The sequence below is a fragment of the Roseburia sp. OM03-7AC genome (assembly GCF_003462625.1).
Classification (GTDB): Bacteria; Bacillota; Clostridia; order Lachnospirales; family Lachnospiraceae; genus Roseburia_C; species Roseburia_C amylophila.
Genome location: NZ_QTZJ01000001.1, coordinates 1,149,890 through 1,168,435, shown reverse-complemented (window position 1 = coordinate 1,168,435; position 18,546 = coordinate 1,149,890). Strand labels below are relative to the sequence as shown.

The window sequence follows — 18,546 nt, the reverse complement described above, 5'->3', positions numbered from 1 at the left end:
TATGGAAGAAAGTAAGACGAGTGTACAGGGCAGAGTCATCCGTGACCTAATTGCCCGTTTTGCAAGTGATAACTTGATAGGAAGAAAATTAAAGACCGGAGAGCTTCGTAAGAAAATGGTGGAACCGGCGTGGAAATGCCCGGACTGTTTTCTGATGCAGAAAATTAAGATGCCACAGTTTGAAATGGAGCTTTTAACCTCCATGCAGAATCCAAGGGAAGATAAAGTAGTTCTGCAGCTGCATGGTGGCGGGTATATTGGAAAAATGCGAAATGCCTACCGTACCTTTGCCGGACTTTACAGTGAGGTGGGAAAAGGAATCAGTGTGCTGACCATCGATTACCGCGTGGCACCAGAGCATCCTTTCCCGGCAGCATTGGAAGATACGGTGGAAGCCTATGAATGGCTGCTAAGCTGTGGATTTAAGCCGGAACAGATTATTGTGGCAGGTGATTCTGCCGGAGGTGGACTGGCATTGGCACTTTGCATGTACTTAAAGGATCATGGGAAAGCACTTCCCTGCGGACTGATTGCCATGTCTCCCTGGACAGATCTGACTGCCAGTGGTGAATCCTATGATACCAATTATGAGCGGGACCCGTTATTTGGAAATACAAGGGACAGTCTCATTTATAATAAGGATTATGTGGGAGACGCAGACGAAACGAATCCTTATATTTCACCGTTGTTTGGTGACTTCATAGGATTTCCACCAATGCTGATTCAGGTTGGTTCTTATGAGATGCTTTTAAGTGATTCCACATCCGTAGCAGAGAAGGCAAAGAAGCAGGGCGTAAAAGTCCGCTTAAGCATTTACGAAGGAATGTTTCATGTGTTCCAGATGGCAATGCTTATGATGCCGGAATCCAAGCGGGCATGGGCTGAAGTCGGCAAATTCATTGAGATGATTTCGGAATAAAAATCCGCTGTATCGGAAAAGACTGATTAAAATGTCTTAACCGGGACAGCGGATTTTGAATATGCGGGTAACTAACGTTTGTTAGTCAGGTGTGACACGTTCATATAATTTGGCAGTCCATTTTCGTAGGAAATGGAAGTCTCGCCCTGAATCAGTGGGAGAAGATATTCAACCATTTCTTCAGTAACATCATTTCCGCGCTCGTTAATCCATGCTCTCGGAACGGATTTTGCTTCATTCGCAATGTTCTTGATTTCTGCATAACCATATTCGATGGTATATGGTGCATTGGAAGTACGGTTCATGGTTACCATGGAAGCGGTAATGCCCTGTTTTGCAAACGCAACAGCATGTTCACCGGAAGCAATAGCTTCATTTAAATCGGTGGCAGAAGAAAGGTGGGCAGCGCAGCGCTGTAATACATTTACTTCTACAGAACGGACTTTTACGTTGATATTGTCTTTAATCAGATATTCCAACGCTTTACCGGCACCGCTTAACTGGCTGTGTCCGAAGGTGTCTTCCATGCTTTCTCCGGCACAGATGTAATTGCCCTCTGCATCATGAATTCCCTCAGATACGGCAATGATAATATTGTTGTGTTTCTCTAAGAGAGCACGCACATCTGTTAAGAACTCCTCCTTGTCAAAATTGCATTCCGGAAGATAAATAAGATGCGGTGCATCGCTGTATTCATTTCTGGCAAGGGCGGAAGCGGCGGTCAGCCAGCCGGCATCACGTCCCATAATTTCTACGATTGTTACACTCTTTACGGCATAGATAAATGTATCATGTGCAATTTCAAGTAAAGAAGATGCAATATATTTGGCGGCGGAGCCAAATCCCGGAGTGTGGTCTGTTACCATCAGGTCATTATCGATGGTCTTTGGAATACCAATAATGCGGACATTGCTTCCGATTCGCTCGGCATATTCGGAAAGCTTTAATACGGTATCCATGGAATCATTTCCGCCGATATAGAAGAATGCACCGATATTCAGCTTTTCAAACTGCTTGAAAATATAGTTATAAGAAGAATCATCATCCATAAAATCCGGCAGCTTAAAACGGCAGGAACCAAGGTACATTGCCGGTGTGTGAATCAGACGCTCTAATGCATTTTCGTCCGCTTCCATAATTTCGGAAAGGTTAAGATAATGTTCATTTAAAATACCTAAGATTCCATTTACGGAACCGTAAACAGTGCCATAGCAGCCGGCAGCACCTTTAATGACACCGGCAAGGCTTGCATTTATTGCAACGGTTGGTCCACCGGACTGGGCAACCATGCAGTTTTGAATCGATGTATTCATAGTCAGACTCCTTTGTGATTTCAAAGATTTGTGTTAGGATATATAAAAAAGTTATAGTTATTATAAGAAAATATCCTACAAGAATAACTATATATGATAGAATCGGAAAAGGCAAGACTAATCCGGCGGGAGTGGGAAGAACCGCAAGAAAAAATAAAGGAAAGGCAAAAGAGATGGAAAATTGTATGCTCTGCCCAAGAGAATGTGGCGTAAATCGTAAAAAAGGTGAAATGGGAGTCTGCGGTCAGACAGCAGTTATAAAGGCTGCAAGAGCAGCACTTCATATGTGGGAAGAACCGTGTATTTCCGGGCAGAATGGCTCCGGAACGGTATTTTTCAGCGGCTGTAATTTAGGCTGTATCTTCTGCCAGAATCACAATATTGCCACAGGAAAAGCTGGAATTGAAATAAGTATAGAGCGGCTGGCAGAAATTTTCCTGGAATTGCAGGAAAAGGGTGCAAATAATATCAATCTGGTAACGGCAGGACATTTTGTGCCACAGGTGGTTGAGGCATTGAAGCAGGCAAAGCAGCAGGGACTTTATCTTCCGGTTGTTTATAATACCAGTTCCTATGAAAAGGTGGAAACACTTCGCCTGTTAGAGGGCTATGTGGATATTTATCTTCCTGATTTAAAATATGTTGACAGCGCAATCAGCAGCAGGTATTCCCATGCAGCGGACTATTTTACTTGTGCCAGTGCAGCGATTGCAGAAATGGTGCGGCAGGTAGGCGAGCCGGAATTTGTTTTCGAACGGGCAGCAGGCAAAGAAGGCAGCAGTGCGGAATTTCCGGCAGATGAGAAAAAGAAAATTTCGGAACAGCAGAATAATATGATATTTGACGCAGCAGAATATCAGGAGCGCAGCGAAGCCGGGGAGTCTCTTCTGATGAGAAAAGGCGTCATTGTGCGCCATCTTGTTATGCCGGACTGTGTGGAAGATTCCAAGCGTGTGATATCTTATCTTCTTAAGACCTATGGCGGTCAGATTTTTATCAGCATTATGAATCAGTATACGCCGCTGCCACAGTGCAGGGAGTATCCGGAATTAAGCCGCCGGGTAACGGAAGCGGAATATGATGCGGTGGTGGATTATGCGATTGAACTTGGCATTGAAAATGGCTTCATCCAGGAAGGAGATGTGGCAGAGGAGAGTTTTATCCCGGAGTTTGATGGAGAAGGGATTGTGAGGAAAGATGTAGATAGATAATTGCAATAATAAAAAGAAATAGCATCCCACTCGTCCAAAGTAGATGCTATTTCAAAAATAGTTTTCACTGAGGGCAAATCGGAGCATATCCGATTACCTTTCTAAGTGGAGTATATATGAAAATATTTGCAATTTCAAGCAAACTTTTTGACTTGCTCTATGGTAATTTGATAGGTTCTAATTTTAATCTGAGATATTTCATTTCGTCATTAATTAATTTGACTGTTTCTACTGTATTTTCATTTTTTGCAGCTTTCAGGATACGCTCAAGTCTTTGAAATTCATCTATTAACATTCCAGTATATTGTTTATCTGTTAACATAGATTCTTCATTCATTTTAACACCTTCTTCCATAAAAATATTATATCATAGTTAAATAGAGCGTAGCAACTTGGAATTTACTATTGATATATGAATTGATAGTAGTAAAAGGAAAAATGTGTGATATAATAAAAATAAATATATGTTAATTGGATCAAATAAAAAGTTGATATGAAGTATTTTATAATAGAAACAAAGAGAAGGGGTACCTGAAATGAAAAAGAGCATTGTAATTGCAATCGTCGGAGTATTAGCAGTAGCTGGTGTTGGAAGTGCAGTTTACTTCCAGACAATAAAGGATCCAAAGGTAGGAAATACAGTTGCGTCTGCAGAGCAGAATCTGGCAATTCCATCCGCAGATGATATGGAAGCACAGGTGAAAGAAGTTGTAGCTGCAAAGGAAGCGGAGCTGGAAACACAGAAAGTAGCAGAGGAGGAAGCTGCAAGAGTGGCAGCGGAACAGGCGGCTCAGGAGAAAGAGCAGGTTGCAGATAGCAATACAAGCACCAAAGAAAATGCAACTGCAAAATCCAATAAATCCAGCGATACCGGAGCTAAGGGGAATGGTTCTTCTTCCGGAAAAGGAAATAGCAGCGCATCTACATCCAGCAACGAAGAGAATCCTTATGGATTTACAGAGGATGACCTTCCGGATCTAGCACCTGGTACAACAATTGATATTGGAGAACCAACTCGTTCTTATGATATTCCGGGTGGTGGAACTGCAAACGTATATGACCATATAAGTGATGATGAACTTAATGAGCATCTTAATTAATGGAAGGAATTAAAAAGTTATAAATTAAAGGGAGGGACGTTTGTCCTTCCTTTTTTACTGCTTTATAGTAAAAAATGGAATAAAAAGAATTAATTCAAGTTCAATTGATGAAAATGCGTATTAAACACACATAAAAATATTTGCAAATACACAAAAAATGTGTATAATATAATTGAAAGGGGGATACTATTTGAAGAATAGGGAATTAGTAAAGAAACTGGAAGCAGCAGGCTTTTCGTTGGAAAGACATGGTAGTAATCATGATATATATACAAGAGGTTCAGACGAAGAACAGATTCCAAGACACAAAGAAATTAATGAAAGATTAGCAAAGGCAATTATAAGGAAATGGGGATTATAAGAATTCCCATTTCTTATATGATAATTATAAATGATATGATGAGATTAAGAATGGAGGTTGTTTTGTATGAGACAGGTATATCCAGTAATTTTTACACCACTGAATGATAAAAAAGATACTGTATTAATAGAGGTGCCGGATTGGGAAATATTAACTGAGGGGTATGGAATGGCTGATGCAGTGAAAATGGCAAGGGATGCAATCGGTCTAAAAGGAATAACCTATGAAGATAAAGAAAAAAAGTTTCCAGAGGCAAGTTCTATAAATGAAATTGATACTTCTAAGGGTACTTTTGCAGAAGATGGAGAGGGCTATGTATCATTTGTTGATATTGATTTTACAGAGTATCGAAGGAGAGTAGATAATAAAACAGTAAGAAGAAATGTAACATTGCCAAATTGGTTAAATCAGGAAGCAGAAAAAGCACATATAAATGTTTCCAGAGTGTTACAGGAAGCACTTATGTTAAAATTAAATGTTTCAAGATAAAAGTAATCTAAATGATAAAAAATCTTGACATCTCCCGCAAAAGTTCTATAATACATTTTCGGTAATGCGAGGATGTAGAAAGATGAATAAAGAAAGAGACTATTTTTTTGATAATTTAAAAGCGGTATTGATATTCTTAGTTGTGCTGGGACATTTCCTGCTCCCTATCCGTGGAGACAATCCACTGGTGGTAGTGAAACGGCTCATCTATGTATTTCATATGCCGCTTTTTGTATTTATCTCCGGCTATTTTGCCAAGAAAATTTATAAAAATGGACAATATAATTTTAAGAAAATATTGTATCTGCTGAAAGCATATGTTGTGTTCGTTGTGGCAATTCAGATAGTATATGCCATTGCGGGATTTGAAAAATTTACGGAGATAGATTTCTTTTCCCAAAGTGGTGCACCGTGGTATTTATTTGCAATGATTGTATGGTATCTGACGATACCACTTGTCCGTAAATGTAAAGCGGTGCCGGTTCTTTTGCTTACTGTAGTGCTGGCATTAACAGCTGGCTATTTTAAAAATGTGGGGGACTTTTTATGTCTGTCACGAATTCTGGTATTTGGACCGTTTTTCTATCTGGGCTATTTTCTGGAGCAGAAGACACTGGAAAAAGCATTGCAGCCAAAGTTTCAGAGACTGGTGGTTCCATGCGCGGAGGCAATCTGTATCTTTATTCTGGCATATGGAGCAAGGTTGAAAGATTCCCTGGGAATGGTATATGAAAATATATCCTATTATGAACTGGAAGAAGTGTGGAAAGGACCGATGGTCCGCCTTTCCCTGATGATTGCAGCATTTCTTATTTCCTGGGCAATTATGTTTTGCATTCCGAGAGGAAAGACAAGGTTGTCAGCAATCGGACAGAATACCATGCCGGTATATATGCTGCACCGGATTTTACGGGATATTCTGATGTTTGCCGGAATCTATGATTATCTGGGTGACTGGGGCTGGATAGCATTTTTTATCCTGTTAGGATTAAGTGCTGGAATCGTATATGTGTTAAATAATTCACATGTTGTCAATCAGGTCAACCGGATACTGGCATTACATACGCCGCAGTTGATCAGAAACTTAAAAAGGCAACGGGCACGTTAGTCTGGATGGAAGAGATTGATACCATTGGAATGATAAAGAGAGGTGGTCGTATGTCAGAAAATAGAAAAATTCGTGTTCTTTATCAGTTTAACGGATATGTCCAGGGTGTGGGATTCCGCTATCGCATGTCGCATCTGGCGGGGCATTTTGGTGTGACTGGCTGGGTGCGCAATGAATATGACGGCTCGGTACAGGCAGAATTGCAGGGACTGCCGGAAGAAATTGATATGATAATTCAAAGACTCTGCCAGGACCGTTACATCGAAATCCGCAGCATGGACAGAAAAGAACTTCCACTGGATGAGACGGAACGGGGCTTCCATGTAAAATATTAAAATGTAAAAAGCAGCTTCTGGCATACTTTGTCAGGAGCGTTTTTACTTTACAGGAAATTGCTTTCCTGTAAAGTAAAAACGCTCTGCGAGGATGCGCACTGCGGCGTATAAGGTAGATGTCGTAAGCGACCGCCGCAGGCGCGAGAATGTGCCAAGGCACATTCTTTGTTCAGAAAAGTTGCAAAAAATAGCAAGAAATAGTAAACTGTGGGATATGCGAGTATACTACTATGAAAATGAATTAGAGGATGAATTTTCGGAAGCAAAGATAACTGCGAAGAAAATTGATGGAACATATCAGTACAGCCAGGACAGCTTGGGAAGGAAATTATTACATTTTATCTGTTATAATCTCATTGCAAAACCGGTGGCATGGTGCTTTTTAAAGATAAAATACCGTCATAAGATAGTGGGATGGGAAAAAATAAAAGCGTTAAAGGGACAGGGATTTTTCCTCTACGGAAATCATACCAATGCAGGAGCAGATGCACTGATTCCCACAATGCTGGCATATCCGACGGACGTATATGTGATTGTGCATCCGAATAATGTTTCTATGCCCTTTTTCGGAAAAGTAACGCCATATCTTGGGGCGTTGCCGCTGCCGGATGATAAGGATGCCATGAAACATTTCTTAGAAGAAATCGGAAAGAAAATCACTACGAAAAAATGCGTGATGATATATCCGGAGGCACATATCTGGCCTTATTATACGAAGATACGTCCTTTTAAGGATTCTTCCTTCCGTTATCCGGTGCAGTATCAATGCCCGGTAATCTGTTTTACCAATACATATCAGAAACGGAAGCATAGTAAAAAGCCGCAGATAGTAACCTATGTGGATGGTCCGTTTTATCCGGATGCGAAATTGCGTGGAAAAGAGCAGAAAGCAGACCTTAGAAACAGGGTTTATGAACAGATGAAAGAAAGAAGCAGCAGGAACACCCTTGTACTTGCTACTTATATCAAAAAAGGTGATGTATGAGAAATATTCTATTTTCGGGGAATGTCAAAGTATTTGATGGAATACTGACCGGGATGCTGTCCATTTTTATGCGGACGAAATCGACAGAACCATACCGCATCTACATTTTTACAATGGATGTATCACATTTAAGAGACGATTTTCTGCCGGTGAGTGATGAGCAGATTGCATTTTTAAATGAGGTAGCAAAGTCCTATAACAAAGAAAATATTGTAATCAAGATTGATGTGACAGATATTTATAAAGAAGAATTTGCAGGCTGTCCGAACGAAGGTGCGTATTGTTCACCATATACCCTGCTTCGTCTGTTTGCAGATAAGATTCCGGAAATCCCGGATAAGCTTCTTTATCTGGATGCAGATATTTTATTTAACCGGGAGCCGGAGCTTTTATATGACATTGATGTAAAAGGGTATGAGTATGCTGCAGCAAGAGACCACTATGGAAAATATTTAATCAATCCAAACTATATCAATGCGGGAGTATTGCTTTTTAATATGGCAGAGATTAAGAAAACAGGCCTTTTTGAAAAAGCAAGACATCTCATTAAGACAAAAAAATTACTGTTTGCGGATCAGGATGCAGTATACAGAAGTACCACGGCAAAGAAAATGCTGCCGCAGAAATATAATGACCAGAAGTTCTTACATAAGAGTACAATAATCAGACATTTTTCCAAACGGCTTTTTTACCTGCCATATCCGCATACGGCAAATATTAAGCAGTGGAATGTCAGTGCAATTCACAGAATTTTTAAGTATGAAGCGTTTGATGATATTCTGTTCGAATATATTTATCTGAAAAAGAAATTTGAACAGGACACTAAGAGGTAAGGAGTTAATTTATGGAAATGAAGAGTTTATCACAGTATGGGAAGAAAGCGGAGATACCGATTTTCTTTGCCTGCGATGAAGGATTTGTAAAATATACGATGGTTTCCATGAAGTCCATCATGGAAAATGCAGACCGCAGCCGGAAATATCATATTTACATTTTACATATGGGAATTACGGAAGCAACCCAGGCAAAAGTGCTTGCCATGGCAGATGAAGAATTTGCAATTGATTTTGTGGATGTTACAGACAAGATGAGGAGCATTGCAGATAAGCTTCCGATTCGTGACTATTATTCCAACACAACATATTTCCGGCTTTTTATTCCGGATATGTTTCCACAGTACCGCAAGGCACTTTATATTGACAGCGATACCATCGTAGTGGGAAATATTGCAGAATTATATGACCATAAGCTTGGTAAATTATATGCCGGAGTCTGTCCGGACCGTGTGGTAGCACAGACAGATATCTTAGGTGATTATGTAGAAAAGGTATTAGGCGTAAAGCGTGCCAGATATTTCAACGCCGGAGTAATGCTGATGAACTGCAGTCAGTTCCGTGAAAATCATCTTTTAGATGAATTCTTAGAGATGCTTCACATCTATCTTTTTGTGGTAGCGCAGGATCAGGATTACCTGAATCTGATTTGCAAGAATCAGGTGCTTTATATGGAACCGAAGTGGAATGCACAGGTATTTGGAGAACTTGCCTGCCCGGAAGAAGAGGTGGGATTATTCCATTTTAATATGGCAGCCAAACCATGGCATTATGAAGACTGCCGTCTGGCAGAGTATTTCTGGAAATATGCGAAGATGACAGCGGATTATGATGCCATAAAAGAAGGACTTGCTAATTATACCGATGAGCAGCGCCGCAATGACAGTGTGTCTGGTGAGAAATTAATCCAGCTTGCGGTATCTGAGATTAACAGAGAAGATAATTATCTTCGCAAGATGGAAAAAGCCGGAAAATCAGAAAGTAAGCTTGCGCTGCTTGCTCACATAGAGGAACTGGAGCGGGAAGGAAGATTTTCAGAAGATGCAGAAGAAAATCCACCGGCACCGGTTCTGATGCCGGAAGATATTAATTATCTTCCAAGAAGTTTAAAGAGCAAGACACAGACCAAATATGCATTTAAAGTAGCAAGATGGTTTGTCAATATGCTGATAAAGAAAAAGCAGTTGATAATCAAAGAATACAAAGGCATTGAAAATCTTGAAAAAGTAGCAGACGGAGCAGTCATTACCTGTAACCATTTCAATGCATTTGACAGCTTTGCCATCCAGCTTGCCTTCGAGCAGGGTAAATTGAAAAAGAAAAAAATGTACCGTGTAATCCGGGAAGGCAATTATACCGGATTTCCGGGATTTTACGGAGTGTTAATGCGCCATTGCAACACACTGCCGTTAAGCTCTAATTTTAAGACCATGGAGAAATTTATTGCTGCCGTAGACAGGGTATTAGAGAAAAATCAGTTTGTACTTGTCTATCCGGAGCAGGGAATGTGGTGGAATTACCGGAAACCAAGACCGTTGCAGAAGGGCGCATTTACCTTCGCTGCCAGAAATAATAAGCCGGTACTTCCGGTATTTATTACCATGGAAGACAGTGATGTTTTAGATGATGACGGATTCTATGTGCAGGAATATACGGTGCATTTCTGTGAACCGATTTATCCGGATCCGAATAAAAAGCGTGCACAGAATTCCTGTGAGATGCGGGATAAGAACTATGAAGCCTGGAAAGCTGTTTACGAGCAGAACTATGGAGAGAAACTGACCTATAGTTGTGATGAGGAACAGCCGATTAAAGAGAAGAAAGCACTCTGATAAAAGTTGCAGGAAATGTAATATGTATTGAGAAAGGGTAAAGGGATAAATTATGAATAATCAGTGGAACCAGATGCCACCAAACATGCCGTCACAGCAGAGACCGCCGATGCCACCGAATATGCCGCCGCAGCAAGGTGGACCAATGCCGCCGAATATGCAGATGCAACAGGGCAGACCGATGCCACCAAACATGCAGATGCAGCAGAGACCGCCGATGCCAACGAATATGCCGCCACGACAGGGAAAAATGCCACGACCGGAGCTCTCTCCGGAGGATAAGAAGCAGGCAGACAAATTATGTATTATTTCCATGATTTTGATGTTTGCACCGATGGCAGTAATTTTTATTAAGAATATTATTCTGGGACTGTTGTTTGATGCAGGAAAAGAAGAATTTTATTATAATATCGCAAGCAGCTATGTATTAGGTTCAATTCTGACTTTTCTTATGGCTGGCTGTGGAATTGCAGCACTGGTACTTATGATTTTGGTCCGTGTAAAATATCCGCAGAGTGTATTTGGTAAAGTGCTGATGTGGCTTTATATTGCACTTGCCATTCTTGTAGTAGTATTTATAGCAGTAACAATTATTGCCTGTGGGCTGGCATTCATAAGCTGTGTCCGAAACTGTCCGGGCTGATGAGGCAGGAAAATAAATGATAGATATTACGATTTTGCACTGGAGAATTTCGCCGTATTTTATCTGTTTTCTCTTAAGCTTTGTACTGGCATATCTTTATGCCACATGGTATTTGAAAAAAGCAGGAGTAAGGGGCAGTCATATCTTTTATTCAGAGCTTTTGAATACAGTCCTGGCATTATATTTTGGAGCATTTTATACCTTTATTGTGCAGCTGGCAGAACAGGGTAAAGTAGAAACATTTGGTTTTTCCAGTCTTGGCGGTATGGCTGGCATCCTGCTCGGTGTGTGGATTTTTACAAAAATCAGTAAGGAACATAAGATAGAGCTATGGACTGCATATGTGCTGGCATTGGGACTGATGTATGCGGTTTCAAAGCTAGGCTGCTTTTTTGCAGGCTGTTGTGTTGGCATGAGATATCAGGGACCTGGCAGTATCCGCTATCTTGATAATGGAGCAGCGGGGGAATACCTTTTTCCGGTCCAGCTGGCAGAGACGATCTTATTTCTGCTGGCGTTTTTGTTGCTTCACAAGATGGCAGAACGAAGAAGCAATGGTATAATTCCAAAGAGTCTGTTGCTGTATGCGATATTAAAATTCGTACTGGATTATCTGAGGTATTATGAAGACAGAAAGATTTTCAGTGCGAACCAGTGGGGATGTCTGCTGGTAGCTGTAAGCGTATTGCTCTATGAGGCAGTACGGCAAATTAGACAAAGAGCGAATAATAAAGTAATATAACGGATATGAGAAAAGAGTTTTGTGGGTGTTGTGCCGGCAGAACTCTTTTGCATTGTTATGCATCCAAAGAAGCTGACGGACAGGTTATGGTGTTTATCAAGCGTTATATTTATTGTAAAAGGTTGGATTCGGAACAAAGTATTTAGAAAAAATTGGGAAATAAGTTTACATAATATAGGTACGAAATATGGGACACATCCTGTTGTAACATGATCTTATCAGAGAGCAAAGCCACTGAAAAATACCAGAAAAGTGGCAGAAAAGCGAAGGAAAAGATAAGAAAAAAGACACAGGGAGGTCACAATTATGCGTGATAATACAGTACATGTAAGAAGAGGAAAGAAACATCCGTCAAGAATGGAAATGATAGTGCTTGCAGCTCTTGCAGCCCTTATGGTAAGCGGCGGAACATTATTACTGCTGGCAGCTTTGCTGGGACAGGATATTACAGACTGGAACCACAGAGCAGCAATTACAGCAGGACTTTCTCTTGCCGGAGTTGTGTGGGGATGGTTAATCAGGGCAAACCGTTAGACATATCCGTGGGATAAGTACGACATGGTTTTTCGAATTGAGGTTGACGCATTCCCGATAGTTTTCTATAATGAAACTGATTATATTGTACAGGAAAATCAAAAGAAGATTTTCTGTTGTTTTGGAGAAAAAGGGAATTGAAGGAGACGGAAAATGAAGAAAACAATTCGTAAGATAGAGATACTTTTCATGACATTGATTTGCATTTTTGCCATGTCAGGAATGCCGATGCAGGTATATGCAGGTCCTGCGGATAATTCGCTGGAGACACTGACAGTAGCCGAGGGTTCATTATCACCTGCATTTGAAGGAAGCCGTATGTACTATACGGTACAGGTAGGACAGGATGTAAGCAGCGTGACGGTAAGTGCAAAAACGGTAAATCCGGCAGCAACGATTCAGTCCGGGGTGGGAACCACTACCTTAAAAACAGATGGAGATACAAAGATTGACGTAGTAGTGCAGGCAGAGAATGGAAATCTTGCAACTTATCATCTGACCATAACCAAGTCTGCAACAGGTGCTACAACAAATACAGATACTACAACAAGCACAGACACAGGCAATACTCCGGCGGACAATAATACCGGAGCAGATAATGGCACAGATACAGCCACACCGGACGATACTGTATCTGCCTATACCGTGTCAGAAGATTTCGCAGCAGAACAGATTCCGGCAGATTTTACAGAAGCACAGGTGCCTTATCAGGGAACTGAATACCGTGGCGCTGCTTTTAACAATGGTAATTTATCTCTTTTATATATGACAGATGCAGCAGGAAATGCAGGCTTTTATGTGGTAAATGGCATCGATGGCAGTGTGTGTCCATATATTCGTATCGATAATGGGGATAATTATCTGATTTTAATGACACCTTCGGCAGTGACTTCCTTTGTACCGGGCGAAGCAACCACGCCTATTCAGGTTGGGGACAGTACATTTGAAGATGCATACGCAACAGATACAGAAAATATTTATACCGTATATGGAATGACAAATGATGGACAGGAAGGCTGGTATAATTACAATACCAGTGATGGAACCTTCAGCGAATACCAGTACAGTGACAGCACGGAGGAGGATACCGATACCACCTATCTTCAGAATGCATTAAATGACTTAAATGACAAATATACCGCTAGAAAAGACCGGGATTTAAAAATTATTGCCGGATTAATTGTAGTAATCGTAATTCTTATTTTTATCATTATTAATCTGTTGCTTCGTGGAAGAAGAGGTTATGAAGAAGAGGACGATGATGAAATCGAAGAAGCAGTAGATATCTTTGAAGAAGAAAAACGCAGAAAGGCAAAGAAGAAACAGAAATTCGTAGAAGATGCCGGTAAAGTCGAAGAAGAACCGGTCGAAGAAAAAGAGACCAGTGTAGTGAAGGATTTACCGGAGAAAGCAGAGTCAGAAGAAAAAGAAGAAGCGGATTCCGCCGCTCAGTTACCGGAAGAAGTGGCAGAACGGTTAGGCGAAACTGATTTTATGGAAGAATTTGAAGAAGAACCGGAATTTATGTCCGGCAGAAAGAAACGTGAAAAGGAAAAGAGAGAAAAAAAAGAGAAGAAACGGCGGAGCAAAGATATTTTTGATGACGATGATGAAGATAATGGAATCTTTGCAAGCCATGATGACTTTATTGAAAAAGAATCATCAGATGATGATATTGAAGTAATGGATTTAAATGATTTATAAGAGAATTGGCGCGTAGTGACAGGAGGATTTTATGCATAAACCATATACAAAACAAGCGCAAAAAGTAATAGAACTGACGACAAAGGCAGCCAGAAGCATGCATCATAATTATATTGGAACAGAGCACCTTTTACTGGGATTGCTAAAAGAAGGCTGTGGAGTAGCTGCCTGTGTTCTGATGGATGCGGGAGTAGAAGAAACCCGTCTGGTAGAACTGATAGAAGATTTAATCGCTCCATCTTCGGATGTGGCAGTATTAGACCGGAAAGGTTATTCTCCAAGGATTCAGCATATCATTGAGACCGCTGACCAGGAGGCAGAGCGTTTTGACAATGAGAATATCGGAACAGAACACCTTTTAATTGCATTATTGAAAGAGGCAGACTGTGCCGGTGTACGTCTGTTGAATACACTGGGTGTGAATATCCAGAAGATTTATATCGAGACTCTGGTAGCCATGGGAGAAGACGCAAACCGCTATAAAGAGGAGATTGCGGCAAGCAAATCCGGAAAAAAGAAAGCAGTAGAAGTAACGCCAACCTTAGACCAGTATTCCAGGGATTTAACTGCTATGGCAGCCTATGGTGAGATAGACCCGGTGATTGGCAGAGAGGCAGAGATTGCCCGCGTGATTCAGATTTTAAGCCGCAGGACGAAAAATAATCCATGCCTGATTGGAGAGCCGGGAGTTGGAAAGACAGCTATTGCAGAAGGACTTGCCCAGCGTATTGCATCCGGACTGGTTCCGGATACAGTCCGGGGAAAACGAGTGGTAACACTGGATTTATCCGGAATGGTAGCAGGCTCTAAATACCGTGGAGAATTTGAAGAGCGGATTAAGAAAGTCATTCGTGAAGTGACAGAAGCAGGAAATGTACTTCTTTTCATAGATGAACTTCATACCATTATCGGAGCAGGCGGAGCGGAAGGTGCTATTGATGCATCCAATATTTTAAAGCCATCCCTTGCCCGTGGAGAAATACAATTAATCGGAGCAACCACATTAGAAGAATACCGTAAATATATTGAAAAAGATGCAGCCCTGGAACGTCGTTTCCAGCCGGTAACGGTGGAAGAACCGACGGAAGAGCAGGCGATAGAGATATTAAAGGGATTAAGAGAACGCTATGAAAAGCATCATCATGTACAGATTACAGATGCGGGAATAGAAGCGGCAGTGAAGCTGTCTGCCCGTTATATTGCAGACCGTTATCTGCCGGATAAGGCCATTGATTTGATGGATGAGGCTTCCTCTAAGGTTCGCCTTGGCGGATTTAAAATGCCGGAGAAGATTAGTGAACTGGAGCGTAAGATTGCTCAGTTAGAGGACGATATGGAGACGGCATTGATGGAACAGCGGTTTGAAGATGCCGGGGCAATCCGCAAGGAGAAGGAAGCTGCCCGGAAGAAATATGAAAAGCAGGTGGAAAAATACCATCGGGATGCAGACAAGAAGAAACTGGTTGTTGGAGAAAATGAAATTGCAGAAATTGTATCTGACTGGACAAAGATACCGGTGAAGAGACTGGCTGAGGGCGAGGCTGCACGTCTCAACCGTCTGGAAAAGACACTGCATAAGCGTGTAGTAGGACAGGAAGAGGCAGTCAGTGCAGTGGCAAGAGCAGTCAGAAGAGGACGGGTAGGATTAAAAGATCCGCATCGTCCGATTGGTTCCTTCCTTTTCTTAGGACCGACCGGAGTTGGTAAAACAGAGATAACAAAGGCACTGGCAGAGGCTGTCTTTGGCGATGAGCAGGCAATGATTCGTGTTGATATGTCAGAGTACATGGAGAAGCACAGTGTTTCTAAAATGATTGGTTCACCGCCAGGTTATGTAGGTTATGAAGAAGGCGGCCAGCTCAGCGAAAAGGTCAGAAGAAAACCATATTCTGTTATTCTTTTTGATGAAATTGAAAAGGCACACCCGGATGTATTTAATGTATTGCTTCAGGTACTGGATGATGGACAGATTACAGATGCCCAGGGCAGACGGGTAGATTTTAAGAATACGATTATCATTATGACTTCCAATGCAGGGGCGCAGTCTATCATTGCGCCGAAGAAGCTTGGATTTGCTGCAGGCGAAGATGAAAAGAAGAATTATGAATACATGAAAAATGGTGTAATGGAAGAAGTCCAGAGAATCTTTAAGCCGGAGTTCTTAAACCGAATTGACGAGACCATTGTATTCCGGGCTCTCAATAAAGAGGACATGAAGAAGATTGTCACCATTTTAAGCAAATCTTTAATTGACCGGTGTGAAAAACAGATGGGTATCCATCTGACCATAACCGGCAGCGTAAAAGGATACATTGCCGAGAAGGCATACAATCCGAAATATGGAGCAAGACCATTGCGGCGTATGATACAGACACAGATAGAAGATATGCTGGCAGAAGAGATTTTATCCGGTAAAATCAAGCCGGGAGATGATGTGGAAATCCGCATGGTAAAAAAGGAAATAAAAACCGTTGTGAATTCATCAAAATAACTGGAAAAATGTGTCGAGATAAGCTATAATATTTTCATAAAATTTACGAAAAAGCCATCGTGGGATAGTGGCTTATAGGAGGATAAAAAATGGCTGTAGTTGCAGAATTAATTCGTTCAGAAGCAAACGGAACAATCAGTTTTGGAGATTATACACTGGGAGCAAAATCCAAACTGGACAATTTTGAACATGCGGGAGATTTGTACAAAGTTAAGACATTTCGTGAGATTACCAAATTAGAGAGAAATGGAATGTTTGTATATGAATCTGTTCCAGGAACTGCAGTTACAAATATGGTAGCATCCGAAAACGGTGTGGAATTTGAAGTAGAAGGACCGGAAGATGCAGAGATTACACTTGGCTTAATGGAAGAGACAGAGTATGATGTATTTGTAGCAGGAAAATCAATTGGTCAGATGAAGACCAATTTAGGTGGTAAATTAACACTTAGCGTTGAATTAGATCCGGAAACTCCGGTTGCAGTAAAAGTATCCAGAGTATAAATGGATATATCAATAAGATGATAAGAAAGAGAATCCAATTCCAGCGGATTGGGTTCTCTTTTTACTAATTTACGCGAGTAGCAAGAAAGACAGTTATTGCAAGAATAAGGGGGAAAATAGATGGCAAAGGGAAAAGCAACCGTATTTTTCTGCCAGGACTGTGGCTATGAATCATCCAAATGGATGGGACAGTGCCCGGGATGCGGCGGGTGGAATACTTTTGTAGAAGAAGTGATAGATAAATCAGCACCTGCAAAAGTGCGGAAGGAAGCAGCAAAAGCAGAAGTTGTAAAAATTGCAGATATTAAAGCAGGACGGGAAGAGCGGCTGACTACAGGACTAAAAGAGTTAGACCGGGTTTTGGGAGGTGGAATCGTAAAAGGTTCCCTTGTTTTAGTCGGTGGAGATCCTGGAATTGGAAAATCCACGCTGCTTTTACAGGTGTGCCGGAATCTTTCCATGCAGAAGACCGATGTATTATATATTTCCGGAGAGGAATCCCTGCAGCAGATAAAAATTCGTGCAGAGCGTATCGGAGAATTTGGCGATACTTTATCACTGCTTTGTGAGACCAATCTGGATACTATCAAAGAAGTGATTAACAGAACAAAACCGGAAATCGTGGTCATTGACTCAATTCAGACCATGTATAATGAAAATATTACATCGGCGCCTGGCAGTGTTTCCCAGGTCCGGGAAGCAACCGGAGTTCTGATGCAGATTGCAAAGGGGCTTGGTATTTCTATTTTTATTGTCGGCCATGTGACCAAAGAGGGTGTTGTGGCAGGCCCCCGTGTGTTAGAACATATGGTAGATACGGTATTGTATTTTGAAGGTGACCGTCATGCGGCATATCGTATATTGCGTGGCGTGAAGAACCGTTTTGGTTCCACGAATGAGATAGGTGTATTTGAAATGTGTAACGAAGGGTTAAGGGAAGTGGAAAATCCTTCAGAATATATGTTAAGTGGAAAGCCGGAAGGAGCATCCGGTTCTGTAGTGGCATGCTCTATGGAGGGAACCCGTCCGATTCTTTTGGAAATACAGGCACTGGTATGCCACAGCAATTTTGGAATGCCAAGAAGAACAGCTGCAGGAACGGATTATAACAGGGTCAATCTTCTGATGGCTGTATTAGAAAAGAGACTGGGACTGTCTTTAAGTTCCTGCGATGCATATGTAAATATTGCCGGGGGTATCCGTATGAATGAACCCGCAATTGATTTAGGTATTGTGCTTGCGATTGTATCCAGCTATAAAGATGTTCCGATTGATGAGAAGACCATCTGTTTTGGGGAAGTAGGACTAAGTGGTGAAGTACGCGCAGTCAGTATGACAGCACAGCGTGTGCAGGAAGCTGAGAAGCTTGGCTTTACCACCTGCATTCTACCTGAAGTTTGTAAAGCAGGATTGAAGAAGAATCCAAATATAAATGTAGTGGGT

General features: G+C 41.4%; 19 protein-coding genes (1 of these 19 running past the window's edge). 17 read left to right on the top strand and 2 right to left on the bottom strand.

The features are described 5' to 3' along the window. Position 1: 1 nt before the first annotated feature. On the top strand, positions 2-919 hold the full coding sequence (locus DXB39_RS05645; RefSeq protein WP_117840628.1) for an alpha/beta hydrolase: 918 nt from the start codon (positions 2-4) through the stop codon (positions 917-919). Between the two features lie 71 nt (positions 920-990). Here DXB39_RS05645 and DXB39_RS05640 read toward each other — a convergent pair whose 3' ends face one another. After that, positions 991-2,232, bottom strand: a complete 1,242-nt coding sequence (locus tag DXB39_RS05640) for a 6-phosphofructokinase (RefSeq protein WP_117840630.1) — start codon at positions 2,230-2,232, stop codon at positions 991-993. A 173-nt stretch (positions 2,233-2,405) separates the two neighbouring features. Between DXB39_RS05640 and DXB39_RS05635 the strand changes: the two genes are divergently transcribed. Then, positions 2,406-3,443, top strand: a complete 1,038-nt coding sequence (locus DXB39_RS05635) for a radical SAM protein (protein ID WP_117841231.1) — start codon at positions 2,406-2,408, stop codon at positions 3,441-3,443. 157 nt (positions 3,444-3,600) lie between these two features. Here DXB39_RS05635 and DXB39_RS05630 read toward each other — a convergent pair whose 3' ends face one another. Next, positions 3,601-3,780 (bottom strand): hypothetical protein, encoded by a 180-nt coding sequence (locus tag DXB39_RS05630; RefSeq protein WP_117840632.1) that lies wholly within the window; start codon positions 3,778-3,780, stop codon positions 3,601-3,603. Between the two features lie 199 nt (positions 3,781-3,979). Between DXB39_RS05630 and DXB39_RS05625 the strand changes: the two genes are divergently transcribed. The 15 genes from DXB39_RS05625 to radA form a co-directional block, all read left to right on the top strand. Beyond that, positions 3,980-4,543 (top strand): hypothetical protein, encoded by a 564-nt coding sequence (locus tag DXB39_RS05625; RefSeq protein WP_117840634.1) that lies wholly within the window; start codon positions 3,980-3,982, stop codon positions 4,541-4,543. A 190-nt stretch (positions 4,544-4,733) separates the two neighbouring features. After that, positions 4,734-4,904, top strand: coding sequence for a type II toxin-antitoxin system HicA family toxin (locus DXB39_RS05620; protein WP_022243964.1), 171 nt, complete (start codon positions 4,734-4,736; stop codon positions 4,902-4,904). Between the two features lie 66 nt (positions 4,905-4,970). Further along, positions 4,971-5,393, top strand: a complete 423-nt coding sequence (locus tag DXB39_RS05615; RefSeq protein WP_022243965.1) for a type II toxin-antitoxin system HicB family antitoxin — start codon at positions 4,971-4,973, stop codon at positions 5,391-5,393. An 82-nt stretch (positions 5,394-5,475) separates the two neighbouring features. Further along, entirely contained in the window at positions 5,476-6,501 is a 1,026-nt protein-coding gene (locus DXB39_RS05610; RefSeq protein WP_158565964.1) for an acyltransferase family protein, read from the top strand. A gap of 50 nt (positions 6,502-6,551) precedes the next feature. Further along, positions 6,552-6,836, top strand: a complete 285-nt coding sequence (locus tag DXB39_RS05605) for an acylphosphatase (RefSeq protein WP_117841232.1) — start codon at positions 6,552-6,554, stop codon at positions 6,834-6,836. A 214-nt stretch (positions 6,837-7,050) separates the two neighbouring features. Further along, a complete protein-coding gene (locus tag DXB39_RS05600; RefSeq protein ID WP_117841233.1) occupies positions 7,051-7,821 on the top strand; it encodes a lysophospholipid acyltransferase family protein in 771 nt (256 codons plus the stop codon). After that, positions 7,818-8,654, top strand: a complete 837-nt coding sequence (locus DXB39_RS05595) for a glycosyltransferase (protein ID WP_117697621.1) — start codon at positions 7,818-7,820, stop codon at positions 8,652-8,654. The genes DXB39_RS05600 and DXB39_RS05595 overlap by 4 nt, the downstream gene beginning before the upstream one ends. 11 nt (positions 8,655-8,665) lie before the next feature. Next, positions 8,666-10,486, top strand: a complete 1,821-nt coding sequence (locus tag DXB39_RS05590) for a glycosyltransferase (RefSeq protein WP_117840638.1) — start codon at positions 8,666-8,668, stop codon at positions 10,484-10,486. A 52-nt stretch (positions 10,487-10,538) separates the two neighbouring features. Further along, entirely contained in the window at positions 10,539-11,129 is a 591-nt protein-coding gene (locus DXB39_RS05585; RefSeq protein ID WP_117840640.1) for a hypothetical protein, read from the top strand. A gap of 16 nt (positions 11,130-11,145) precedes the next feature. Beyond that, positions 11,146-11,871 (top strand): prolipoprotein diacylglyceryl transferase family protein, encoded by a 726-nt coding sequence (locus DXB39_RS05580; protein ID WP_117840642.1) that lies wholly within the window; start codon positions 11,146-11,148, stop codon positions 11,869-11,871. 306 nt (positions 11,872-12,177) lie between these two features. Beyond that, on the top strand, positions 12,178-12,405 hold the full coding sequence (locus DXB39_RS05575) for a hypothetical protein (RefSeq protein ID WP_022243971.1): 228 nt from the start codon (positions 12,178-12,180) through the stop codon (positions 12,403-12,405). Between the two features lie 153 nt (positions 12,406-12,558). Further along, positions 12,559-14,109 (top strand): cadherin-like beta sandwich domain-containing protein, encoded by a 1,551-nt coding sequence (locus DXB39_RS05570; protein ID WP_117840644.1) that lies wholly within the window; start codon positions 12,559-12,561, stop codon positions 14,107-14,109. Between the two features lie 31 nt (positions 14,110-14,140). Then, positions 14,141-16,600, top strand: a complete 2,460-nt coding sequence (locus tag DXB39_RS05565; protein WP_117840646.1) for an ATP-dependent Clp protease ATP-binding subunit — start codon at positions 14,141-14,143, stop codon at positions 16,598-16,600. Positions 16,601-16,689: 89 nt separating this feature from the next. Beyond that, positions 16,690-17,103: an endosialidase gene (locus DXB39_RS05560; RefSeq protein ID WP_117697630.1), complete on the top strand. Its 414-nt coding sequence runs from the start codon at positions 16,690-16,692 to the stop codon at positions 17,101-17,103. Between the two features lie 120 nt (positions 17,104-17,223). Beyond that, positions 17,224-18,546, top strand: the 5' portion of a protein-coding gene (gene radA / locus DXB39_RS05555; RefSeq protein ID WP_117840648.1) for a DNA repair protein RadA. Its footprint extends 51 nt past the window's final position; only the first 1,323 of its 1,374 coding nucleotides appear in the window; its start codon is at positions 17,224-17,226; its stop codon lies beyond the right edge, outside the window.

Coding starts and splice junctions, on each gene's coding strand:
- DXB39_RS05645 (WP_117840628.1), top strand. CDS start 2: ATGGAAGAAAGTAAGACGAGTGTACAGGGCAGAGTCATCCGTGACCTA.
- DXB39_RS05640 (WP_117840630.1), bottom strand. CDS start 2,232: ATGAATACATCGATTCAAAACTGCATGGTTGCCCAGTCCGGTGGACCA.
- DXB39_RS05635 (WP_117841231.1), top strand. CDS start 2,406: ATGGAAAATTGTATGCTCTGCCCAAGAGAATGTGGCGTAAATCGTAAA.
- DXB39_RS05630 (WP_117840632.1), bottom strand. CDS start 3,780: ATGAATGAAGAATCTATGTTAACAGATAAACAATATACTGGAATGTTA.
- DXB39_RS05625 (WP_117840634.1), top strand. CDS start 3,980: ATGAAAAAGAGCATTGTAATTGCAATCGTCGGAGTATTAGCAGTAGCT.
- DXB39_RS05615 (WP_022243965.1), top strand. CDS start 4,971: ATGAGACAGGTATATCCAGTAATTTTTACACCACTGAATGATAAAAAA.
- DXB39_RS05610 (WP_158565964.1), top strand. CDS start 5,476: ATGAATAAAGAAAGAGACTATTTTTTTGATAATTTAAAAGCGGTATTG.
- DXB39_RS05605 (WP_117841232.1), top strand. CDS start 6,552: ATGTCAGAAAATAGAAAAATTCGTGTTCTTTATCAGTTTAACGGATAT.
- DXB39_RS05600 (WP_117841233.1), top strand. CDS start 7,051: ATGCGAGTATACTACTATGAAAATGAATTAGAGGATGAATTTTCGGAA.
- DXB39_RS05595 (WP_117697621.1), top strand. CDS start 7,818: ATGAGAAATATTCTATTTTCGGGGAATGTCAAAGTATTTGATGGAATA.
- DXB39_RS05590 (WP_117840638.1), top strand. CDS start 8,666: ATGGAAATGAAGAGTTTATCACAGTATGGGAAGAAAGCGGAGATACCG.
- DXB39_RS05585 (WP_117840640.1), top strand. CDS start 10,539: ATGAATAATCAGTGGAACCAGATGCCACCAAACATGCCGTCACAGCAG.
- DXB39_RS05580 (WP_117840642.1), top strand. CDS start 11,146: ATGATAGATATTACGATTTTGCACTGGAGAATTTCGCCGTATTTTATC.
- DXB39_RS05575 (WP_022243971.1), top strand. CDS start 12,178: ATGCGTGATAATACAGTACATGTAAGAAGAGGAAAGAAACATCCGTCA.
- DXB39_RS05570 (WP_117840644.1), top strand. CDS start 12,559: ATGAAGAAAACAATTCGTAAGATAGAGATACTTTTCATGACATTGATT.
- DXB39_RS05565 (WP_117840646.1), top strand. CDS start 14,141: ATGCATAAACCATATACAAAACAAGCGCAAAAAGTAATAGAACTGACG.
- DXB39_RS05560 (WP_117697630.1), top strand. CDS start 16,690: ATGGCTGTAGTTGCAGAATTAATTCGTTCAGAAGCAAACGGAACAATC.